This window comes from Nocardia sp. XZ_19_369 (assembly GCF_015355715.1).
Taxonomy (GTDB): Bacteria; Actinomycetota; Actinomycetes; order Mycobacteriales; family Mycobacteriaceae; genus Nocardia.
Genome location: NZ_JACVED010000001.1, coordinates 381,739 through 401,114, shown reverse-complemented (window position 1 = coordinate 401,114; position 19,376 = coordinate 381,739). Strand labels below are relative to the sequence as shown.

The following is a 19,376-nucleotide window of genomic DNA, read 5'->3' as shown; positions in this document are numbered from 1 at the left end:
CGTCGCGAGCGTCAGGACGGAGGCGGCAGCTTGCGTAACCACGGAGGACAAGCGAACGACGCCGATCGAACACGGTTGCCGGAGAATGTCCGGGCCAGGATCGATGCCATGCTCGATACCGTCGACACGGAGTTGCGTACGCGCTACCCGGGGACGGACGGGCAGGCGCAGCCGATCCACACTGCCTATGTTCCCGCCGACCGGATCATGGAGGACACCCCGAGCACCTGGGGCGCGGCGGCCGTCGAGTTGCTCGACCGCCACCACGACCTGCTCGCCGAGCTGGATTCGACGGGCTCGCTGCCCGACGTGCGCAAGCGGCTGGCGCAGGATCCGATTCAGGATCTGCGCATCGACTTCGAAGACGGTTACGGCTTCCGCACGGACGCGGAGGAGGACGAGGCGGCCAGTGCCGCGGGTGCGGTGCTCGCCACCTGGGCCTACACGCCGTATCGCCCGCAGAGCTACGGCATCCGGACGAAGGGCCTGGCCGTCGGCGAACGCAACCGCACCGTGCGCACCCTCGAACTCGTGCTGGCAGCCATGGTCGACGTGCCCGCGGGTTTCGTCTTCACCGTCCCCAAAATCCGAGCCGCCGAGCAGGTCCCGGCGCTGGTTGCGCTGTGTGAGGGGCTGGAGAGCGGCTACCGACTGCGCGCGGGCACGCTGCGCTTCGAGCTGCAGATCGAGAGCCCGCAGGCGATCATCGCCGCCGACGGCACCGCGCCGATCGCCCGCATGATCGGCCTGGCCGAGGGGCGATGCAGCGCATTGCATTTCGGCACGTACGACTACACCGCCGCCTGCGGTGTCGCCGCGCCGGACCAGGCGCTCGACCACCCCGCCGCGGACTACGCGAAGTCGGTCATGCAGGTGGCCGCCGCGCAGACCGGCGTGTGGGTGTGCGACGGCTCCACCCAGATCGTGCCGGACACCGAACCGGAAGCGGCGCTGCGCAATCACCACCGCCTGGTCGGCCGGTCGCTGCGCCGCGGCTACTACCAGGGCTGGGATATGCACCCCGGCCACCTGGTCACCCGCTGGCTGGCGACCTACGACTTCTTCCGGCAGGCGATCGACGTGGCCGTGCCGCGCTTGCAGGCTTACTTGGACCGCCGCTCGGGCGGGGTCATGGACGAACCGGCCACCGCGGAAGCTTTAGCTGCCACCGTCTTACGCGGCGTGGAATGCGGCGCCCGGACCGCCGAAGACCTCGCCGCCCGAGCGCCCGAATTGTCACCGGCGGTGTTGCGTGCCCTGGTCACGCGAGCGCCTATTCCGCAGGAGGTACGGTCATGACCGCCGAAATCGTCACCGGCGGCGGGAAATCCGCGCCGCACGTGCGCGCCCATCCCGCGGGCAGCGCTGCGCCCGCCGCGGACTTCACCCTGCTGCCCGACCTGGCCGTTCGCCCGCTCGGCGGCTCGGTGATCTGGGCGAACGACGAATTCTTCGCGGAGAAGGAGAATTTGATCAACCCGGGTCCGGCCGAGTACCAGCCCGCGACCTTCGGGCACAAGGGCCAGGTCTACGACGGCTGGGAAACCCGCAGGCACCGCGGCCGGCCCGGCGACGACTTCGCCATCGTGCGGCTCGGCGTGCCCGGCGTGATCCGCGGCGTCGTGGTCGACACCGCCTGGTTCAAGGGCAACTATCCGCCCGCGGTCTCGGTGGCCGCGCTGGAGGTCGCCGATTATCCGTCCGCGGAAAGCATTGCCGCCCGCGACGATTGGGAAACGCTGATCGAGCACGCGCCGGTGGCCGGGGACAGCCGCAATCCGTTCGCCGTCGCGAGCGAAAGACGGTGGACCCACGTGAAACTCACCATGCATCCTGATGGCGGGGTGGCGCGGCTGCGGGTGCACGGCGAGGGCAGTCCCGACCCCAGGCTGCTCGGGCTCGGCCCACTCGACCTGGCGGCGCTGGAAAACGGTGCGCTGGTGCTCGATTGCTCCAACCGCTTCTACAGTTCGCCGAATCAGCTGCTGTATCCCGGGCTGGCCCGGCGGATGGGCGACGGCTGGGAGACCGCCCGCCGCCGCGACGACGGCAACGACTGGGTGCGAATCCGGCTCGCCGGGCCCGGCCTGATCCGGCTCGCCGAGATCGACACCTCGTACTTCCTCGGCAACAGCCCCGGCGCGGCGCGCCTGACCGGGCGCACCAACGACGGCACCGAGCTCGAATTGCTGCCGCGCACCGACCTTTTGCCCGACACCAGGCACCAGTTCGCCATCGCGCCGATGGCGGCGTCGGTGGAGGAGGTGCGGTTGGACATCTACCCCGACGGTGGTCTCGCCCGGCTGCGGCTGTTCGGCGAGCTCGGCGGATGAGCGAGCCGGTCGCGCCGAGCCGCGACTTCATCGGTTACGGTCCGACACCGCCCGACCCGCGGTGGCCCGACGATGCGCGGATCGCCGTCCAGTTCGTGCTGAACTACGAGGAGGGCGGCGAGCTCAACGTGCTCGACGGCGACGAGCACTCGGAGACCTTTCTCTCGGAAATGACTCCGGCGCAGGCTTTTCCGAACCGGCACATGAGCATGGAGTCGCTCTACGAGTACGGCTCCCGGGCCGGGCTGTGGCGCGTGCTGCGCGTCTTCGAGCGCCGCGGCCTGCCGCTGACCATTTTCGCCGTCGCGCACGCGCTGCGGCGAAACCCGGAGGCGGTAGCCGCTTTTCGCGAACTCGGCCACGAGATCGCCTGTCACGGCCTGCGCTGGAAGGCCTACCAGCTGACCGACCGTGACACCGAGCGTGCGGACATGGCCGAGGCGGTCCGCATCCTCACCGAACTCACCGGCGCCGCACCACTGGGCTGGTACACCGGGCGCGACTCCCCGAACACCCGGGAGCTGGTGGTCGAGCACGGCGGCTTCGTCTACGACGCGGACTCCTACGCCGACGACTTGCCCTACTGGGTCACCGTGCACGGCCGAGACCACCTGGTGGTGCCGTACACGCTGGACACCAACGACATGCGGTTCGCCTCGGCCGCGGGCTTTCCCACCGGCGAGCAGTTCTTCGCGCACCTGCGCGACGCCTTCGACGTGCTGTATCGCGAAGGCGCGCAAGGCAGTCCGAAGATGCTGTCGATCGGCCTGCACTGCCGCATCGTCGGCCGCCCGGCCAGGACCGCCGCGCTGGAACGCTTCCTGGACCATGTGCAGTCGCACGACAAGGTGTGGATCACCCGCCGCATCGATATCGCCGAGCATTGGCGCCGGGTCCATCCGGCGCGGGCCGACTGAGTTCCGCGCCGCGACGTACGAGGCAACATAATTCGGGTCATGCGTAGCGAGGGTCTCGCCGATTAAGGTTCGGCCGTACCCGATGCACGAGGAGTTCGAATGTTCGCAATACGTGGATTCGCCGCCGCCGCCATCATCGGTGCCGCCACCCTGATCGGCGCCGGTGCGGCCGCTGCGGCGCCGTTGCCGCTCGAGCCGCATGCGCCTGTACAGGTCGAGAACGTCCAGGGCACCTGCGGCGGCGTCACGCACCCGTTCGCCCTGCTGGTCTGCACGATCAGCAGCCTGTCCGGCTAGCGGGCAGCTGACCGCTGCGCCGACTCGGTTATGCGGCAACACAATTCGAGTCATGCAATGCTTGTGCTCGCCGACAGGTTCGGCGTCCAGCTGATGCATGAGGAGTTCGAATGTTCGCAGTACGTGGAATTGTCGCCGCCGCCCTGGTCGGCGCGGCAACCCTGATCGGCAGCGGAGCGGCCACGGCGGCCCCGCTGCCGCTGGGCGAGTACACCCCGGTCGAGTCGGTTGCCAAGAGCTGCGAGGGCGTCATCCACCCGCTCGCCGTGATGATGTGCACCCTCACCAGCCTGTCCGGCTAGCCGGACTGCGCGGCCGGCAGGGGACCGGCCGCGCAGTTCCGCGGGGGGTTCAGCCGAACAAGCCACGCACGAACGGCACCGAATCACGCAGCGACGCGTTCACCGCGCCGCTGTGGTCCTCCGGGTAGGTGTGCAACCGCACCGGCTGCCCGTTCGCCTGCAACACGGCGGCGAACCGCAGCGTCTCCGGCGTGATCACGTCGGTGTCGCGCAGCCCCTGGCCCAGGAATACCGGCTTGTCGTAGCCGGATTCGGGCAGCCCGAGATATCGGGTGAGCAGCCCGTGCAGGTCGGGGATCTGGTTGAGCGGCTTACTGAACAGGTTTCCGAGCACCACGTCCTCGGCCGCGAGCTCGTCGCCGAGCGGCACGAGGCAGTCCTCACGCGCCTTTGCCAGCCACGACCGGCCCGCGTCGGTGAGGAACGACTCGATGTTCAGCTCCGGGTAGGTGGTGCGCAGCCCGTTGAGGATGTAGAGCGTGTAGCCCGTGCTGTGCGGGCTCAGCTTCACCGGCGGTATGCCCGGGCCGAGCGGAGTCAGGATGTCCTCGATATACGCGGGTACGCCGGTACCGACGGCGCCGCGGTAGTCGAGCTCCGGACCGCCGAATTCAGTGGCGTAGCGCGCGGTGTAGACGGCCGCACCGCCACCCTGGGACTGGCCGACCACCACCCACTTCTTGGCGAGCGACGGATACTGCGTGGTTGCCGCCCGGACCGCGTCGACGACATTGTGCGCCTCCACGATCCCGTTGAGATACGGATGCTCACCCGGTGTGCCGAGCCCGGCGTAATCGGCGGCGACGATCGCGTAGCCCTGCTGTAGCCACGTCCCGAGATAGGCCCAGTCGCGTTCGACCGCACCGGGCCCCGCGACGCTGTACGCGCAGTTGTCGCCGAGGCCGACGGTGCCGTGTGCCCAGGCGATCACCGGCCAGCCGCCCGCCGGTGGCTCGCCCGGCGGGAAGTAGACGGCCGCGCTCGCCGTGGCGGGCACGTTGTTCGCGGTGGTCGAGCTGTACAGCAGGCGGGCCGAGTTCGCCGAGCCCGGCAGGGTCGCGGCGGGGGACAGCGGGGCGACCGACTCGACCGTGCCCGCGGGCGCCGCGGTCGCGACCGGCAGATTCAGCAGGCCTGCGGTGCAGGCGAGGGTGAACGCGGCGGCGAGGACCGATTTCCGCATGGGGACTCCTGTTCGGGTGCGCAGTGCTGCCGGGTGCCCGGGCAGTGCTGCCGTTCGCGGACGCCCGTGGGCGCCGGACGCATGTCCAAGTTCGGATTCGCCTCAGTCTGCCCGACGCCGCGCGCCCGGCCCAGGCGAGGGTGGCGTGGCCCACACGGGCGGCACCCGCCCGGACTTGTGAACGTCCTCACAACCCGGAATGCCGCGCCCGGTCGATGACCGATGTCCCGCCGATCTCTAACAGTACGAGCGTTACGCTAAAACCGCACGTCAGGGCTACCAGCCGGTAGGTTCGCCGTTTGCAATTAGCCCGCTAATTTCGCAAAGTTAGCAAACCGGGATCGAAACCTAGCTTAGATTCGCATTAGCAACAGGTAGACGGCCATTTCGCATTGTGCAATCGTGTGGAAGTACACCCCATGGGCCTAGCAAGCCTGCAAATTGCCGCTCCAGCAGTTCGAGCTGTTTCACCGCTCGGTCGTGGGGCAATCGACTTAAAACGAGGAAGTGGAGTCAGAGATGTCGAACGCCGGCACCCCGAAGACCGCTGCGGAAATCCAGCAGGACTGGGACACCAACCCCCGCTGGAAGGGCGTCACCCGTAACTACACCGCCGAGCAGGTGTCGAAGCTCCAGGGCACCGTCGTCGAAGAGGCCACCCTCGCTCGCCGCGGTTCGGAGATCCTCTGGGATCTCGTGAACAACGAGGACTACATCAACTCGCTGGGCGCCCTCACCGGTAACCAGGCGGTTCAGCAGGTCCGCGCCGGCCTGAAGGCCATCTACCTGTCCGGTTGGCAGGTCGCCGGTGACGCGAACCTGTCCGGCCACACCTACCCGGACCAGTCGCTGTACCCCGCGAACTCGGTGCCGTCGGTGGTGCGCCGCATCAACAACGCGCTGCTGCGCGCCGACGAGATCGCCAAGGTCGAGGGTGACACCTCGGTCAGCAACTGGCTGGCCCCGATCGTCGCCGACGCCGAGGCCGGCTTCGGTGGCGCGCTGAACGCCTACGAGCTGCAGAAGGCCATGATCGCCGCCGGTGCCGCCGGTGTGCACTGGGAAGACCAGCTGGCCTCGGAGAAGAAGTGCGGCCACCTCGGTGGCAAGGTGCTCATCCCCACCCAGCAGCACATCCGCACCCTGACCTCCGCGCGCCTGGCCGCCGACGTCGCCGACGTGCCGTCGGTGATCATCGCCCGCACCGACGCCGAGGCCGCCACCCTGATCACCTCCGACGTGGACGAGCGCGACCGGGAGTTCCTGGACGGCACCCGCACCGCCGAGGGCTTCTTCGGTGTGAAGAACGGCATCGAGCCCTGCATCGCGCGGGCCAAGGCCTACGCCCCCTACGCCGACCTCATCTGGATGGAGACCGGCGTGCCGGACCTCGAGGTCGCGCGCAAGTTCGCCGAGTCGGTGCGCAGCGAGTTCCCGGACCAGCTGCTGGCCTACAACTGCTCGCCCTCCTTCAACTGGAAGGCGCACCTGGACGACGCGACCATCGCGAAGTTCCAGCGTGAGCTCGGCGCGATGGGCTTCAAGTTCCAGTTCATCACCCTGGCCGGCTTCCACTCGCTCAACTACGGCATGTTCGACCTGGCCTACGGCTACGCCCGCGAGGGCATGACCGCCTTCGTCGACCTGCAGGAGCGCGAGTTCAAGGCCGCCACCGAGCGTGGCTTCACCGCCATCAAGCACCAGCGTGAGGTCGGTGCCGGCTACTTCGACACCATCGCCACCACCGTGGACCCGAACACCTCCACCGCGGCGCTGAAGGGTTCGACCGAAGAAGGCCAGTTCCACTGAGCCACTCGTGATTCGCTCAGGGAATGAGGTTCCCGACGTGAATACCGATAACCCCCTGTAGGGGTGTACCGCCCTCCCCGCCTGAACAGCCCCGGCGGGGAGGGCATCCCTATACCTTGGACCATCGAAGGGCCGCTCACACCAGAGCACACCCCTTCCAGCCACCGACTAGCCAGACCAACAGCAGGAGCGGGACGTGAGCAGCGAGAAGATTCAACGCGTCGGTGTCATCGGCGCCGGACAAATGGGTGCCGGAATCGCGGAGGTGTGTGCCAGGGCGCATGTCGACGTGCTCGTCTTCGAACAGACCAGGGAATTGGCCGCCGCGGGTCGGGCCCGCATCCTTCGTTCGCTCGACCGCGGCGTCAGCAGCGGCAAGATCACCGAGCGCGAGCGCGAGCAGGCCGCCTGGCGACTGCGGTTCACCTCCGACCTCAACGACTTCGCCGACCGCCAGCTGGTGGTCGAGGCGGTGCTCGAGGACGAGAAGGTGAAGACAGCCATCTTCGCCGAGCTGGACAAGGTCGTCACCGACCCGTCCGCGGTGCTCGCCTCCAACACCTCCTCCATCCCGATCATGAAGATCGCCGTCGCCACCACCCAGCCCGAGCGCGTGGTCGGCATGCACTTCTTCAACCCGGTGCCGGTGCTGCCGCTGGTCGAGCTGGTCACCACGCTGAAGACCAGCGAGGCCGTGTCCAAGCGGGCCGAGGCGTTCGCCGGTGACGTGCTGGACAAGCAGGTCGTGCGCTCCGCCGACCGCTCCGGCTTCGTGGTGAACGCGCTGCTGGTGCCGTACCTGCTCTCGGCCATCCGGATGGTCGAGTCCGGCTTCGCCACCAAGGACGACGTCGACAAGGCGATGGTGCTCGGCTGCGCGCACCCGATGGGCCCGCTGGCGCTGACCGACCTGGTCGGCCTGGACACGGTCAAGTCGATCGCCGACTCGATGTACCAGGAATTCAAGGAGCCGCTGTACTCGGCTCCGCCGCTGCTCATGCGTATGGTCGAAGCTGGGTTGCTCGGCAAGAAGACCGGCGCCGGTTTCTACCAGTACAACCGGGCCTGAGCTCGTTTCGATTCAACCCAGGCGCAATAGCGTGCGGCGTCCAGTCTTCGTAGTGGGCGCCGCACAGCCATCGAAGGGAGCAGCGCGCTCATGGTGAACGTGACCGACGGCTACGGGTCGAGCATTCTCGGCTATCCGCGCATCGGGCCGCATCGAGAACTCAAGCGGGCACTCGAGGCCTATTGGCGCGGTGCGATTCCCCGCGAAGAGTTGCTCGCGGTGGGCCGTGACATTCAGGAACGGCAGTTCAACGAACTCGCCGCCACCGGGTTGACCCAGGTCCCCGGCAATACCTTCTCGTTCTACGATCACGTGCTCGACAACGCGCTGATGTTCGGCGCGGTGCCCAAGCGGTTCGAGCCGTTCCGCGGCGAGATGGATCCGCTGGACTTCTATTTCCTGATGGCGCGCGGCAGGCCGGATCTGCCGCCGCTGGAGCTGGTGCGGTTCTTCGGCACCAATTACCACTACCGCCAGCCGGAATTGGATGCCGACACCGAATTCTCGCTGCATCCCGAGGCGTTGCTCGACGAATTCGACCGGGCCAAGACGCAGGGCATCGAGCTGCGGCCGGTGGTGCTCGGCCCGGTGTCGCTGCTGCTGCTGTCCAAGGCGGGGCAGGTCCCCGGCGAGGACGAGTTCGACACGCTGAAGCTGCTCGACCGGCTGCTGCCCGCCTACGAGGAGCTCTTCGAGATCCTGGCCAAGCGCGGCGCCACCTGCGTGCAGCTGGACGAGCCCGCGTTCACCAGCGAGCGCACGCCCGCCGAGCTGGCCGCGTTCGAGGCTGCCTACCAACGACTTTCGAAGGCGCCGCTGCGTCCGCGCATGCTCGTTACCGGCCAGTACGGCGACTTCGGCGAGGCGCTGCGCATCCTGGCGGCCAGCAATGTCGAGGCCATCGGGCTCGACCTGTCCAGCTACCGCATCCGGCCGGAGGAGCTCGCGGAGATTCCGGGCATTCGCCGTAAGCGCCTGTACGCCGGGGTGATCAGCGGGCAGAACGTCTGGCGCGCCGACCGTTACGTCACGCTCGAGTACCTGAACCAGCTCGCACAGGTGTGCCCGGACCTGGTCGTCTCGACCGGCACCACGCTGCTGCACGTGCCCTACGACCTACTCATCGAGTACGACATCCTCGGTAACGTCGCCGACCGGCTCGCCTTCGCGAAACAGAAGGTGGGCGAGGTGGTTTCGCTCGCCAAAGCGCTCACCGACGGCCCGTCGGACAGCTGGCGCAAGCGGCCGACCGAGGTGCACTTCAAGCAGAAACACGCGGTGCGCCAACGGGTTTACGCGGTCACGCCGGATATGCGGGCGCGCGAGCCCTACGCGGTGCGCCGGGAGGCCCAGCAAGCCAAGCTGAATCTGCCGCCGGTGCCGGCCACCACGCTCGGTTCCTTCCCGCAGACCAACAAGATTCGGCAGGCCCGCTACGAACTGGGCGAGGGCCGGCTGTCCTTCGACGACTACAAGAAGCGGATCGAAGCCGAGATCGAGGCGACGATCCGGCTACAGGAAGATATCGGGCTCGACGTGCTGGTGCACGGCGAGCACGAGCGCAACGACATGATCCAGTACTTCGCCGAGCTGCTCGACGGCTTCGCGACCACGCACTTCGGCTGGGTGCAGGTGTACGGATCGCGCTGCGTGCGACCGCCGATCCTCTACGGCGACGTGTCGCGGCCCGCGCCGATGTCGGTGGAGTGGATCAGCTACGCCCAGTCGTTGACCGACAAGCCGGTCAAGGGCATGGTCACCGGTCCGGTCACCATGCTCGCGCGCTCGTTCGTCCGGCAGGACCTGCCGCTGCACGAGACCGCGGACCAGGTGGCCCTCGCCATCCGGGACGAGGTGGTGGACCTGGAACGGGCGGGCATCGCGATCATCCAGGTCGACGAGCCCGCGCTGCGCGAGATGCTGCCGCTGCGGCCCGAGGGGCGGGCCGAGTACCTGCGCTGGGCGGTCGGCGCGTTCCGGCTGGCCACCTCCGGGGTCAAGCCGGAAACCCAGATCCACACGCACATCGGCTATTCCGGCCGCGCCGAGGTGGTCGAGGCGATCGAGGAACTCGACTGCGACGTCACCGCGATCGTGGCCACCCGCTCGATCGACTGGGTGGTCAAGGCGCTCAAGGCGGACAGCGGCACCGACCACGGGCTGAGCCACGGTGTCGGTCCCGGTGTGTACGAGAGCCGCTCGGCGCGCATCCCGGACATCGACGAGCTGGACGAACTGCTCACCGCGGCGGCGGAAGCCATTACGCCGGAACGACTATGGGCCAATCCGGACGGTGGGCTCAAGACCAGGCACTACTGGCAGCTGGAGCCGTCGTTGCGCAACTTGGTGGCCGCGGCGCGACGGGTGCGCAGGCGCGCGCTCGCGGGCGAGTAGCCGAACTACGTTGGCCGCCCCCTGTTTTCGCAGGGGGCGGTTTTCGTTCGAGGAGGGCCGGTGGTGGGTCACCGATGGGCGAGCCGCCGACGGTCATTCCTCGCCCAGGCAATGAGTGACGTAACCCACTGGCAACCTGGCATCGAGGAATACTCGAGGTTGCGGTAGAGTTACCCGAGGCAAGCGTTGATCTTCACGCTCCCTCTCGATCCGTCGTGGATGTCTTACCTTTCGCGTCGGCGCCTCAGCTGGGTGTCATAACACCGAACGCACGGACGACAGTCCTGCGCAGCGCTGGGGTACACCCCGATGCCTGGAAGGCACACCCACCTCATATGACGAATCCTTCTTCGAACCCTGCCGCCACCACGTCCTTCGCCGCTCTCGGCGTCGGTGCGAAGCTGGTCGGCGCCCTGACGGCGAGCGGTATCACCGCTCCGTTCCCGATTCAGGCGGCCACCCTGCCCGACACCCTGGCCGGTCGCGACGTGCTCGCCCGCGGCAAGACGGGTAGCGGCAAGACGCTGGCCTTCTCCATCCCGATGGTCGACCGCCTCGCCGGTGGCGACCGCAAGCCGGGCCGCCGTCCCCGCGGCCTGATCCTCGCCCCGACCCGTGAGCTGGCCACCCAGATCGCCGCCGCGCTCGAGCCGATGGCCACCGCCGCGGGGCTGAAGGTGACGACCATCATGGGTGGCGTCTCCCAGCACCGGCAGGCCAAGGCCTTCTCGACCGGCGTCGACATCGTCGTCGCCTGCCCCGGCCGGCTCGAGGACCTGATGCGCCAGCGTCTGGTGTCGCTGCAGGACGTGCAGATCACCGTGCTGGACGAGGCCGACCACATGGCCGACCTCGGCTTCCTGCCCGCGGTGACCCGCATCCTCGCCTCGACCCCGAGCGGCGGCCAGCGGCTGCTGTTCTCCGCGACGCTGGACAACGGCGTCAACAAGCTGGTCAAGCAGTTCATGCGCAACCCGGCCACGCACTCGGTCGACACGGCGGACTCGCCGGTGCCCGCGATGACCCACCACGTCTTCGAGGTCGGCGGCGTCGAGGCCAAGCGGATCCTGGTGGAGACGCTGGCCGCGGGCTCCGGCCGTCGAATCCTGTTCATGCGCACCAAGCACCAGGCCCGCAAGCTGGCCAAGCAGCTCACCACCGTGGGGATTCCCGCGACGGACCTGCACGGCAACCTGTCGCAGGTGGCCCGCGACCGCAACCTGGCCGCCTTCACCAACGGCTCGGCCCGCGTGCTCGTCGCGACCGATATCGCGGCGCGCGGCGTGCACGTCGACGACGTCGAGCTGGTCGTGCACGTCGATCCGCCCGCCGAGCACAAGGCTTACCTGCACCGCTCCGGCCGCACCGCCCGCGCGGGCAGCTCCGGTGACGTCGTCACCGTGGTGCTGCCCGAGCAGCGCCGCGATGTCGCGGCACTGCTGCGCAAGGCGAACATCAATGTCGCCTCGCAGCGGGTGACCGCGGACGCCGCGCCGGTGACGGCGCTGGTCGGCACCGTCGCACCGCGGGTCGCACCGAGTGCGATGCCGGTGGCGTCGAACTCCGAAGGACAGGGCAACCGCAACCGGCGTGGTGGCGGCGACCGTCGCTACAGCGCGCCTGCCGGTCAGGTCCGTAGTCGTGGCGCTCGGGACGGTGCGCCTGCCGGTGGGCAGCCGCGCAGCCGGACCGCGCGCAGCACCGATGACGCCGCGTCGCGCGGTGTCGCCGGTGGCCAGTCGCGTGGTCGCGGCGGGCGTGGCGGCGACGCGGCGGCACATGTCGGTGGTGGTCAGTCGCGCAGCCGGAACGGGCGTGGCGCGAACGGTGCCGCAGCCCATGGCTTCGACAACGCGGGCCGTTCGGCGGCCCGTCCGGTCCGTGGCGCGGCGCCGCGCACTCGGGCAACCCGCGAACAGGCACCCGCCTGACCATAGGCGAGCGGTTCACTAGCTGAAAGATCAAGGCCGCCTTCCCAGTACGGGGAGGCGGCCTTTGTCGTTCAGCGAGAAGCCGGCACGGTGGAGCCGAACTGGGTGTCCAGCACCGCGAGGAAGACCTCCAGCGGGTCGTTCCAGTCGCCGTTGGTGTGCGTCACCACGATGCGTTCGCCGTCTCGGCTACCCATCGCCCAGGTCCACGAGCCCATGGCGGCGCCGGCGAGGCCGTAAACCGTTGTGCCGCACGGCAGCTGCTGTTCGAACACGCCGCAGCCGTACCTGGTGTCCGGGACCCACTCCGCGCCCGCGGTGGAGACGGTGGTCCACATTTCTCGCTGCTGGGCGGGTGGCAGCAGCTGCCCGGTCAGCAGTGCATGCAAGAAGACCTGGAGGTCTCCGGTGGTCGAGACCATGTCGCCTGCGGCACCGGCCCAGGTCTGGTCCATTTCGGTGAGGTCGTGGACCGCGGCGTCCGGGGTGGGGTCGAACAACGTCGAGTAGTGGCGAGGGTGTGGCCCACGGATCTCGGTTTCGGTGCCTGCGCAGTAGGTCCCGGTCAAGCCGAGAGGTTCACAGATTCGGTGGGTAATCTCCTGCGCAAGTGGGGCATTCGTCACCTGCTCGATGAGCAGTCCGGCGAGAAGGTAGTTGGTGTTGGCGTATCGGAAATGCGCACCGGGGGCGAAGTAGGGCGGGTGTGTCGTCGCGATCCGGACCAGCTGTTCTGGCCGCCAGCCTTCGGCGGAGTGCACCTGTTCGTCGTCGGTGTGGTTGAACAGCCCGCTGGTGTGGTCGAGCAGTTGCCGAATGCTGATCGCGCTGCCGTCGTTGCCGTTGCCCGCGACCAGTCCGGGTAGCCACCGCTCCACCGTGTCGTCGAGGCTCAGCTTGCCCTCGGCGACCAGCTGCAGAACCACCGTCGCCGTGAACGCCTTTGTGGCGCTGCCGATTCGGAACTGCTCGTGTTCGGCACGCGCTCGCCCGGTAGAGGTGTCGGCCACCCCTGCCGCACCGAACCAGCGGCCCTGGTTGTCGCGGATCTCGCTGACGACGCCGGGCAGGCCGCGCTCGCGTACCGCCTCGTCCAGCAGCTGCTGAACCTCCGGATGTGCTGCCATCACGCTTCCTCGAGCGTGTGCTGCACCTGGGCTTGTAGCTCTGTCCGGTTCACACCGGCCAGTGCGAGCGCGCGCGGTACCGTCCCGACCTCGGCCCGCAGAATGCCGAGCAGCACATGCGCGGGACGCAGATCTCGTTTGCGCGCAACGGAACCGAACCCGCGCTCCAGCGCGAGCTTGGTCGACGCGCCGACATTCGGGGCGCCCTTCCCGCAGCCCTTCGCAGGTGGCACATCCAGACCGGAGAGGGACACTCCCGCTGCGCTCAGGCTGTGCTCGAACTCGCGGTGCAGCGCGTCGCGGATCGCCTGGTGGTCCAGTCCGGCCGCGGCCAGGACGCGCTGCGGCGCGGTGCCCTGCTGTGCGGCGATCGCCAGCAGCAGGTGCTGCGCCTCGACGGTCGCCGAGCCGTCCCGCTGCGCCTCGCTGCTGCCCTCGGTGAGGACCGTGTGCAGGTATTCGTCGAATGCGGTCAGAATCATCATCGCCTCCTCAGGCTGACGCCCGCGGCGATGAGCCGCTTGGCGTGCTTCTTGTGCACCGCTTGCCTGGTGACACCGAGGGCCTCGGCGACCTGCGGCCAGCTCCAGCCCGTCCGCATCGCCTGCTCGACGGCGGCGTCCTCCAGTTGATCGGCCAAGCGCCGCAACGCGACCACGGCCGCGAGCCGGTCTGCGGGGTCGCCGGAATCGGGGATTTCGGGGGTGGGCATGCGAGCAACCTTAGTTGACTAAATTGCGGATAGTCAACCTTGGTTGCTAACGCTCAGTGGCTCAGTGCGGCCACGAGCAGCATGATTCCCGCGCCCGTCACGGTGCAGGCAAGGGTCAGGCGGGAGGGGTGCACGGCGTGCGCCTCCGGCAGGATGTCCGCGGTGGCCAGGTACAGCAGGAACCCGGCGAAATACCCGAGGTAGAGCCCGACTACGCCGTCCGGGACCTGGATGAGCGTGCCTAGGATCGCGCCGACCACCGGGGCGATGGCGTCCAGCGCGAGCAGGGTCAGCGCCCGCTTGCGCGCACTGCCGTAGAGGGTCGAGATGGTGAAAGTGTTGAAGCCGTCGGCGAAGTCGTGCGAGATGACCGCGATCGCCACCGCCGCGCCGACCGTGGCGCCCGCCTGGTACCCGAGGCCGATGCCGAAGCCGTCCAGCAGACTGTGAAAGATCAAGCCGGACGCGGCAAGCAGGCCGACGGATTCGAAACCGTGTGTGTGCGAGCCGAATTCCTGCTCGTGTCCGGTGTGCACGGCGACCGCGCGTTCGATGACGTGGATGGTGAGAAACCCGACCACCGCGGCGATCAGCGCGGCGGGCACCCCGAGGACGTGCTGCCCCGACTGTTCCAGTGCCTCCGGCAGTAGATCGAAGAAGACCACGCCGAGCATCACGCCTGCGGCCAAGCCGAGGACCAGGTGCCGGCGGTCGCCGATGCGCACCGCGACGAAACCGCCGAACAGCGTGGAGCACATCGAAACCAGCGCCAGCAGAATCGCCATCGTTCCAGCATCGGTGAACGGCACGGGCGGGAACGGTAGCACGGGCCGGTGGGTTCGCCGGGCGGTTACCCGGTGTACTCAGTCCGGGTCGGCCGCCGCGGCCAGTGCGCGCAGACCCGCCGCGATGGTCTCGGCGGAGGGCGCGTTGGCGGGGTCGATCAGCCATTGGACGAGCAGGCCGCCGATCAGGGTCTGCACCACCGCGCCGATGGCGGGATCGGGTGTGGCGCTGTCGGCGACGCGTGAAAGCGCCTGGCGCGCACGGGCTTGCGCGGTGCCGAGTTCGGCGCGCAGCTCGGGGGAGTGCAGCGCCTGCACGAAGCTCTCGATATTGGCGGACCAGAGCAGCCGTTCCTCGGTGAACGAGCGGATCAGTTGCTCGAGGAATGCTCGAATGCGGACGGCCGGATCGGCGGTGTCGTCGGCGGGCAGCGAGTCGAGGATCGCCTGCACCGCGGTCGCGCTCGACTCCATCATGGCCTGGCTGAGCAGCTTGTCGCGGGTGCCGAAGTGGTAGTTGATCGCGGCCAGGTTGGTGCCAGAGGCGGCCACGATGTCGCGCACGGTGGTGCGCGCGTAGCCGCGTTCGGCCAGGCACTGCTTGGCCGCGGCGAGGAGGTCGTCTCGAGTTCCCACCTTTCGCACGATAGCAGCCGGGCATACGGGTGTTTGTGACGACTGTTTCATACATATGTTTGTGACAACTGTTTGAAACATGCGTATGTTCGAGGGCATGACCGCACAGCGCCCCATTTCCCCGTTCGAAACCACGTTCTTCGGCACGGACACCAAGCTCGGCAGCGTCCCCACCGGCGGCATGCCGCTGTACATCGGCTCCACCGTGCACGGAGCGCTCGATCCCGAGCTGCTGCGCCGGGTCCTCGGTGAGCTGGCCGCCGTGCACCCGATGTTGCGCAGCAGGGTGCTCACCGAGCCCGACGGCACGATGTACCTGCGCCGCGACGACGACTATCGCCCGCGCCTGGACGTCACCGACGGTGACGAGGCCGACTATCTGCTGCTGGTGAACGGTCCGCGGGACTGGACCGACGGCTTGTTCCGCGCCCACCTCTTGCGGGCCGGCGAGCGTCAGCAGATCGTGCTGACCATCCATCACGGAATCGCCGATGGCCGATCGGCTTTCGCGCTGCTTGCGGAGCTGTGGCGGCGCTACACCGCGCACATCGCGGGAAGTCCACTGCCGGTGGGCGACTCGGATCAGTCGCTGCCCGAGGCGATGGATACCCGTCTCGCCGAGGCCTTTTCCGACGCCGAGGTGGCCGAGTTCCTGGACTTCGCCGCCGCGGGCGTGACGATGATCGATCCGGCCGCGGCGCCGCGCGCGCTGCCCCGCGACGGGGACGGCGTCGGCGACGATCCCCTCGGCCGTTTCGCGGTGCGGCGCATCGAGTTGGACAGTACCGAAACCGGTGCGCTGGTCGATGCCGCTCGCGCGCACGGCATCTCGGTGAACAGCCTGCTCTGCGGCGCCGCGCTGGTGGCCTGGCGCACGCAACTCGAACCGGCCACCGGCGCCCTGCCGCTGATCTGCGGGCACGCCATGGATCTGCGCAACGAACTGGTGCCGCCGCTGCCCGCGAGCACGATGCTGAATGTCGCGTCCGGTGTCGGCACCCCTGTCGAGGTAGGGCCGGAGCACAGCCCGATCGAGCTCGGTCTCCTGGTGACGGCCGGTATGCAGGCCGCGGTAGCGCGCCGCGACGCTGGCCGATTCCTGCTGGCCGCGCAGCGCGTCACGGACCCGGCGACGGCCGCTGCGTTCGCCGCGGCGCCCACCCTGGCCATGTCCAATATCGGCCGCCTGCCCGCACATTCGACGCCGCCGGGCCTCGGGCACGTGCGCGACGACGTCTTCGCGATGGGGCCGGGCATGCCGCCGAAGCTCACTGTTTTCACCGTCGGTGACCGGCTCACCATCCAGGTCGAGCACGATATCGCGCAGCACAGCCGCGCGCAGATGGGCAAGATCACCGCGGTGCTGCTCGAGCAGCTGCGCCGGTGCGCGGCTACTCGCCCTTCGGTCGCTCAGCTCCGGTAAACCGGATGGTCAACTGGCGAGCCCACTTTCGATGGGGCTTCGGCGGCGGTGGCGGCAGCGGCGCGCGCACATCGATATCGGTCTGCACCTCGTAGCGCCGGATGTAGGCCCCGGAGAAGGCCTGCACGGTCGCGGTGACCGGAATGGCAAGCAGCGCACCGGTCGCGCCGAGTAGCGCGGCGCCGGCCAGCACCGCGCCGAAGGCGACGGCCGGATGCATGTCCAGGGTGGTCGCGGTGATTCGCGGTTGCAGCACATAGTTTTCGAACTGCTGGTACACCACGATGAAGCCGAGGATCCACACGGCGTCGGAGGGGTCGTGCACCAGCGCGACGATGACCGGCAGCGCGCCGGCCAGATAGGTGCCGACGGTCGGAATGAACTGCGAGACAACGCCGACCCACAGCGCCAGCGCGAACGCCGACGGCACATCGAGCACCCGCAGCGCGACATAGTGCGCCACCGTCGAAGCCAGGGCGAGCAGCCCGCGCGAGTAGATGTAGCCGCCGGTCTTCTCCACCGCGATATCCCAGGCGCGCAACACATGTCGCTGCTTGCGCGGCGGCAGCAGCGAGCACACGGCGTTGCGGAAGCGCGGGCCGTCGGCGGCGAAGTAGTAGGTGAAGAGCAACACGCCCAGGGACTGGAAGACCACACTGACCGCCCGGGTGCTGATGTCCCAGGCGTTTCCGGCCGCGCCCTCGAGGTACTTGCTCCAGTCGCTGGTATATCGCTCGATATCGGTACCGGACAGGTTCGTCTTGAAGGTGTGATTGATCCAGTCGATGCCCTGGTCGGCGTACTGCGGCGCATTGTTGACCAGCGCGGTGACCTGATCGATCAGCAGCGAGCCGAGCGTCCAGAAGAAGCCAACGACGACCGCGATCAGGGCGAGGAAGACCACGCCCGTGGCCAGTCCGCGCTTCATACCGCGGCGCGCCAGCCAGTTCACCGCAGGCTCGATGGCGAAGGCCAGGAACAGCGAGACCAACAGAATGGTGAGCAAACCCTGCAGCCGGGTCAGCGCCCAGAAGCCCGCGAACAACCCCGCCACCGTCGCCGCCGCGAGCAGAAACGCCCGCAGCAGCCACGGCGGCGGGGTGGTCGTCATCTCCGCGGTAACCACGGCCTCCCCGGTGGGTGCCACCGCATCCGCACCCGCAGGCGGTGTCGCGTTGTCGTCTTCGTCCGAAGCCACATCGCCAACGTACCCACCCGGCGCGGTCTTATCTCAGATGGTCGACACGTCGATGACGAAGCGGTAGCGGACGTCGCTGGCCACCACGCGGTCGTAGGCGCCGTCGATCTCGTCGGCGGAGATCACCTCGATCTCCGCGCCGATGCCGTGTTCGGCGCAGAAGTTCAGCATCTCCTGGGTCTGCGCCAGGCCACCGATCATCGACCCGGCCAGCGAGCGCCGGTAGCCCGCGATGGTGAACGGCTTGACGCTCATCGGGTTCTCCGGGAGACCGAGGATCACCAGGGTGCCGTCGAGGTTCAGCAGCTTGAGGTAGTCGTCGATCGGCAGGTCGGCCGAGACGGTGTTGAGGATGAGGTCGAACCGGCCGCGCAGCTCGCGGAAGGTCTGCCGGTCGCTGGTCGCGTAGTAGTGGCTGGCACCGAACCGCTTGCCGTCGTCCTGCTTGCTCAGCGAGTGGCTGAGCACGGTCACCTCGGCGCCCAGCGCGGCGGCGATCTTCACCCCGACGTGCCCGAGCCCGCCCATGCCGATGATGGCGACCTGCTTGCCGGGCCCGGCGTTCCAGTGCCGCAGCGGCGAGAAGAGGGTGACGCCCGCGCACAGCAGGGGTGCCGCCTGGTCGAGGCCGATCCCCTCGGGGATGCCGACGACGAAGTTCTCGGTCACCGCGATCTGGGTGGAGTACCCGCCCATGGTGTACCCGCCGGGCTGGACGGCCGGATCGACGGGCGTGTTGTAGGTCATGGTCGCGCCGCGGGTGCAGTACTGCTCCTCGTCGGCCAGACACGGTCCGCACTTACCGCAGGAATTGACCATGCAGCCGACCCCGACGCGGTCGCCGACCTGATATTTGTTCACCTCGGAGCCCACCGCCGCGACCAGGCCCGCGATCTCGTGACCCGGTACGCAGGGGTACTTGGTGCCGCCCCACTCGTCGCGCGCGGTGTGAATGTCGGAATGGCAGATACCCGCGAATTTGATGTCGATCAGCACGTCACGCGGACCCAGGTCCCTGCGTTCGATCGTCACCTTCTCGAATGCGCCATCAGGTGTGGAAAGAGCGTACGCAGCAGCATTGGTCATGCATACATGCCTACCGCCGCATGCCTCTACTTGCCAAACATGACACATAACGGACACGCCTGAATTACGAACACGCGGGTATTTCGGCGGGCAGCGGCGGTCATCGACCCGATTTCGATCTACGGTGAAGATCTCCGGCCACAATGGAATTCGCATGGCATCGAGGCGGAGTGC

General features: G+C 68.3%; 18 protein-coding genes. 10 read left to right on the top strand and 8 right to left on the bottom strand.

Translation table 11 applies throughout. The features are described 5' to 3' along the window. Window positions 1-108: 108 nt before the first annotated feature. The 5 genes from IBX18_RS01880 to IBX18_RS01860 all read left to right on the top strand — a co-directional run bounded on the left by IBX18_RS01880 (window position 109) and on the right by IBX18_RS01860 (window position 3,849). Entirely contained in the window at window positions 109-1,299 is a 1,191-nt protein-coding gene (locus IBX18_RS01880) for an aldolase/citrate lyase family protein (protein ID WP_194832699.1), read from the top strand. Then, entirely contained in the window at window positions 1,296-2,333 is a 1,038-nt protein-coding gene (gene alc, locus IBX18_RS01875; RefSeq protein WP_228540254.1) for an allantoicase, read from the top strand. Before IBX18_RS01880 ends, alc begins: the two co-directional genes overlap by 4 nt. Beyond that, window positions 2,330-3,250 (top strand): allantoinase PuuE, encoded by a 921-nt coding sequence (puuE, locus tag IBX18_RS01870; RefSeq protein ID WP_194832039.1) that lies wholly within the window; start codon window positions 2,330-2,332, stop codon window positions 3,248-3,250. The genes alc and puuE overlap by 4 nt, the downstream gene beginning before the upstream one ends. A 99-nt stretch (window positions 3,251-3,349) precedes the next feature. Then, on the top strand, window positions 3,350-3,547 hold the full coding sequence (locus IBX18_RS01865) for a hypothetical protein (RefSeq protein ID WP_194832038.1): 198 nt from the start codon (window positions 3,350-3,352) through the stop codon (window positions 3,545-3,547). Window positions 3,548-3,657: 110 nt separating this feature from the next. Then, the gene (locus IBX18_RS01860) at window positions 3,658-3,849 is read left to right on the top strand and encodes a hypothetical protein (RefSeq protein WP_107659630.1); all 192 of its coding nucleotides are present in this window, start codon (window positions 3,658-3,660) and stop codon (window positions 3,847-3,849) included. Window positions 3,850-3,898: 49 nt separating this feature from the next. On the opposite strand, the gene IBX18_RS01855 is transcribed toward IBX18_RS01860, so the two are convergent. Next, entirely contained in the window at window positions 3,899-5,032 is a 1,134-nt protein-coding gene (locus tag IBX18_RS01855) for a S9 family peptidase (RefSeq protein ID WP_194832037.1), read from the bottom strand. 519 nt (window positions 5,033-5,551) lie between these two features. Between IBX18_RS01855 and aceA the strand changes: the two genes are divergently transcribed. From aceA to IBX18_RS01835, 4 genes are all read left to right on the top strand, one after another. Further along, window positions 5,552-6,841, top strand: a complete 1,290-nt coding sequence (gene aceA, locus IBX18_RS01850) for an isocitrate lyase (protein ID WP_107659628.1) — start codon at window positions 5,552-5,554, stop codon at window positions 6,839-6,841. A 196-nt stretch (window positions 6,842-7,037) separates the two neighbouring features. Then, entirely contained in the window at window positions 7,038-7,910 is an 873-nt protein-coding gene (locus tag IBX18_RS01845) for a 3-hydroxybutyryl-CoA dehydrogenase (protein ID WP_107659627.1), read from the top strand. Between the two features lie 90 nt (window positions 7,911-8,000). Then, window positions 8,001-10,304 (top strand): 5-methyltetrahydropteroyltriglutamate--homocysteine S-methyltransferase, encoded by a 2,304-nt coding sequence (gene metE, locus IBX18_RS01840; protein WP_194832036.1) that lies wholly within the window; start codon window positions 8,001-8,003, stop codon window positions 10,302-10,304. A 335-nt stretch (window positions 10,305-10,639) separates the two neighbouring features. Then, window positions 10,640-12,235, top strand: a complete 1,596-nt coding sequence (locus IBX18_RS01835; protein ID WP_194832035.1) for a DEAD/DEAH box helicase — start codon at window positions 10,640-10,642, stop codon at window positions 12,233-12,235. Between the two features lie 71 nt (window positions 12,236-12,306). Here IBX18_RS01835 and IBX18_RS01830 read toward each other — a convergent pair whose 3' ends face one another. The 5 genes from IBX18_RS01830 to IBX18_RS01810 all read right to left on the bottom strand — a co-directional run bounded on the left by IBX18_RS01830 (window position 12,307) and on the right by IBX18_RS01810 (window position 15,495). After that, the gene (locus tag IBX18_RS01830) at window positions 12,307-13,362 is read right to left on the bottom strand and encodes a serine hydrolase (protein WP_194832034.1); all 1,056 of its coding nucleotides are present in this window, start codon (window positions 13,360-13,362) and stop codon (window positions 12,307-12,309) included. After that, window positions 13,362-13,847, bottom strand: coding sequence for a Clp protease N-terminal domain-containing protein (locus tag IBX18_RS01825; RefSeq protein WP_228540253.1), 486 nt, complete (start codon window positions 13,845-13,847; stop codon window positions 13,362-13,364). Before IBX18_RS01825 ends, IBX18_RS01830 begins: the two co-directional genes overlap by 1 nt. Then, on the bottom strand, window positions 13,844-14,074 hold the full coding sequence (locus IBX18_RS01820; protein WP_194832033.1) for a hypothetical protein: 231 nt from the start codon (window positions 14,072-14,074) through the stop codon (window positions 13,844-13,846). The genes IBX18_RS01825 and IBX18_RS01820 overlap by 4 nt, the downstream gene beginning before the upstream one ends. A gap of 53 nt (window positions 14,075-14,127) precedes the next feature. Next, window positions 14,128-14,859, bottom strand: a complete 732-nt coding sequence (locus IBX18_RS01815; protein WP_194832032.1) for a ZIP family metal transporter — start codon at window positions 14,857-14,859, stop codon at window positions 14,128-14,130. Window positions 14,860-14,937: 78 nt separating this feature from the next. Continuing rightward, a complete protein-coding gene (locus IBX18_RS01810) occupies window positions 14,938-15,495 on the bottom strand; it encodes a TetR/AcrR family transcriptional regulator (RefSeq protein WP_194832031.1) in 558 nt (185 codons plus the stop codon). Between the two features lie 79 nt (window positions 15,496-15,574). Here IBX18_RS01810 and IBX18_RS01805 point away from each other — a divergent pair, with 79 nt between their 5' ends. After that, window positions 15,575-16,918: a condensation domain-containing protein gene (locus IBX18_RS01805; protein WP_194832030.1), complete on the top strand. Its 1,344-nt coding sequence runs from the start codon at window positions 15,575-15,577 to the stop codon at window positions 16,916-16,918. Here the strand turns inward: IBX18_RS01805 and IBX18_RS01800 are convergent. Beyond that, window positions 16,887-18,116 carry an AI-2E family transporter gene (locus IBX18_RS01800; RefSeq protein ID WP_306796094.1) on the bottom strand — a complete coding sequence of 410 codons (1,230 nt, stop codon included), beginning with the start codon at window positions 18,114-18,116 and terminating at the stop codon, window positions 16,887-16,889. The two genes, IBX18_RS01805 and IBX18_RS01800, sit on opposite strands and share 32 nt — an antisense overlap. 33 nt (window positions 18,117-18,149) lie before the next feature. Next, window positions 18,150-19,202 carry an NAD(P)-dependent alcohol dehydrogenase gene (locus tag IBX18_RS01795; RefSeq protein WP_194832029.1) on the bottom strand — a complete coding sequence of 351 codons (1,053 nt, stop codon included), beginning with the start codon at window positions 19,200-19,202 and terminating at the stop codon, window positions 18,150-18,152. Between the last annotated feature and the right edge of the window lie 174 nt (window positions 19,203-19,376).

Coding starts and splice junctions, on each gene's coding strand:
- IBX18_RS01880 (WP_194832699.1), top strand. CDS start 109: ATGCTCGATACCGTCGACACGGAGTTGCGTACGCGCTACCCGGGGACG.
- alc (WP_228540254.1), top strand. CDS start 1,296: ATGACCGCCGAAATCGTCACCGGCGGCGGGAAATCCGCGCCGCACGTG.
- puuE (WP_194832039.1), top strand. CDS start 2,330: ATGAGCGAGCCGGTCGCGCCGAGCCGCGACTTCATCGGTTACGGTCCG.
- IBX18_RS01865 (WP_194832038.1), top strand. CDS start 3,350: ATGTTCGCAATACGTGGATTCGCCGCCGCCGCCATCATCGGTGCCGCC.
- IBX18_RS01860 (WP_107659630.1), top strand. CDS start 3,658: ATGTTCGCAGTACGTGGAATTGTCGCCGCCGCCCTGGTCGGCGCGGCA.
- IBX18_RS01855 (WP_194832037.1), bottom strand. CDS start 5,032: ATGCGGAAATCGGTCCTCGCCGCCGCGTTCACCCTCGCCTGCACCGCA.
- aceA (WP_107659628.1), top strand. CDS start 5,552: ATGTCGAACGCCGGCACCCCGAAGACCGCTGCGGAAATCCAGCAGGAC.
- metE (WP_194832036.1), top strand. CDS start 8,001: ATGGTGAACGTGACCGACGGCTACGGGTCGAGCATTCTCGGCTATCCG.
- IBX18_RS01835 (WP_194832035.1), top strand. CDS start 10,640: ATGACGAATCCTTCTTCGAACCCTGCCGCCACCACGTCCTTCGCCGCT.
- IBX18_RS01830 (WP_194832034.1), bottom strand. CDS start 13,362: ATGGCAGCACATCCGGAGGTTCAGCAGCTGCTGGACGAGGCGGTACGC.
- IBX18_RS01825 (WP_228540253.1), bottom strand. CDS start 13,847: ATGATGATTCTGACCGCATTCGACGAATACCTGCACACGGTCCTCACC.
- IBX18_RS01820 (WP_194832033.1), bottom strand. CDS start 14,074: ATGCCCACCCCCGAAATCCCCGATTCCGGCGACCCCGCAGACCGGCTC.
- IBX18_RS01815 (WP_194832032.1), bottom strand. CDS start 14,859: ATGGCGATTCTGCTGGCGCTGGTTTCGATGTGCTCCACGCTGTTCGGC.
- IBX18_RS01805 (WP_194832030.1), top strand. CDS start 15,575: ATGCGTATGTTCGAGGGCATGACCGCACAGCGCCCCATTTCCCCGTTC.
- IBX18_RS01795 (WP_194832029.1), bottom strand. CDS start 19,202: ATGACCAATGCTGCTGCGTACGCTCTTTCCACACCTGATGGCGCATTC.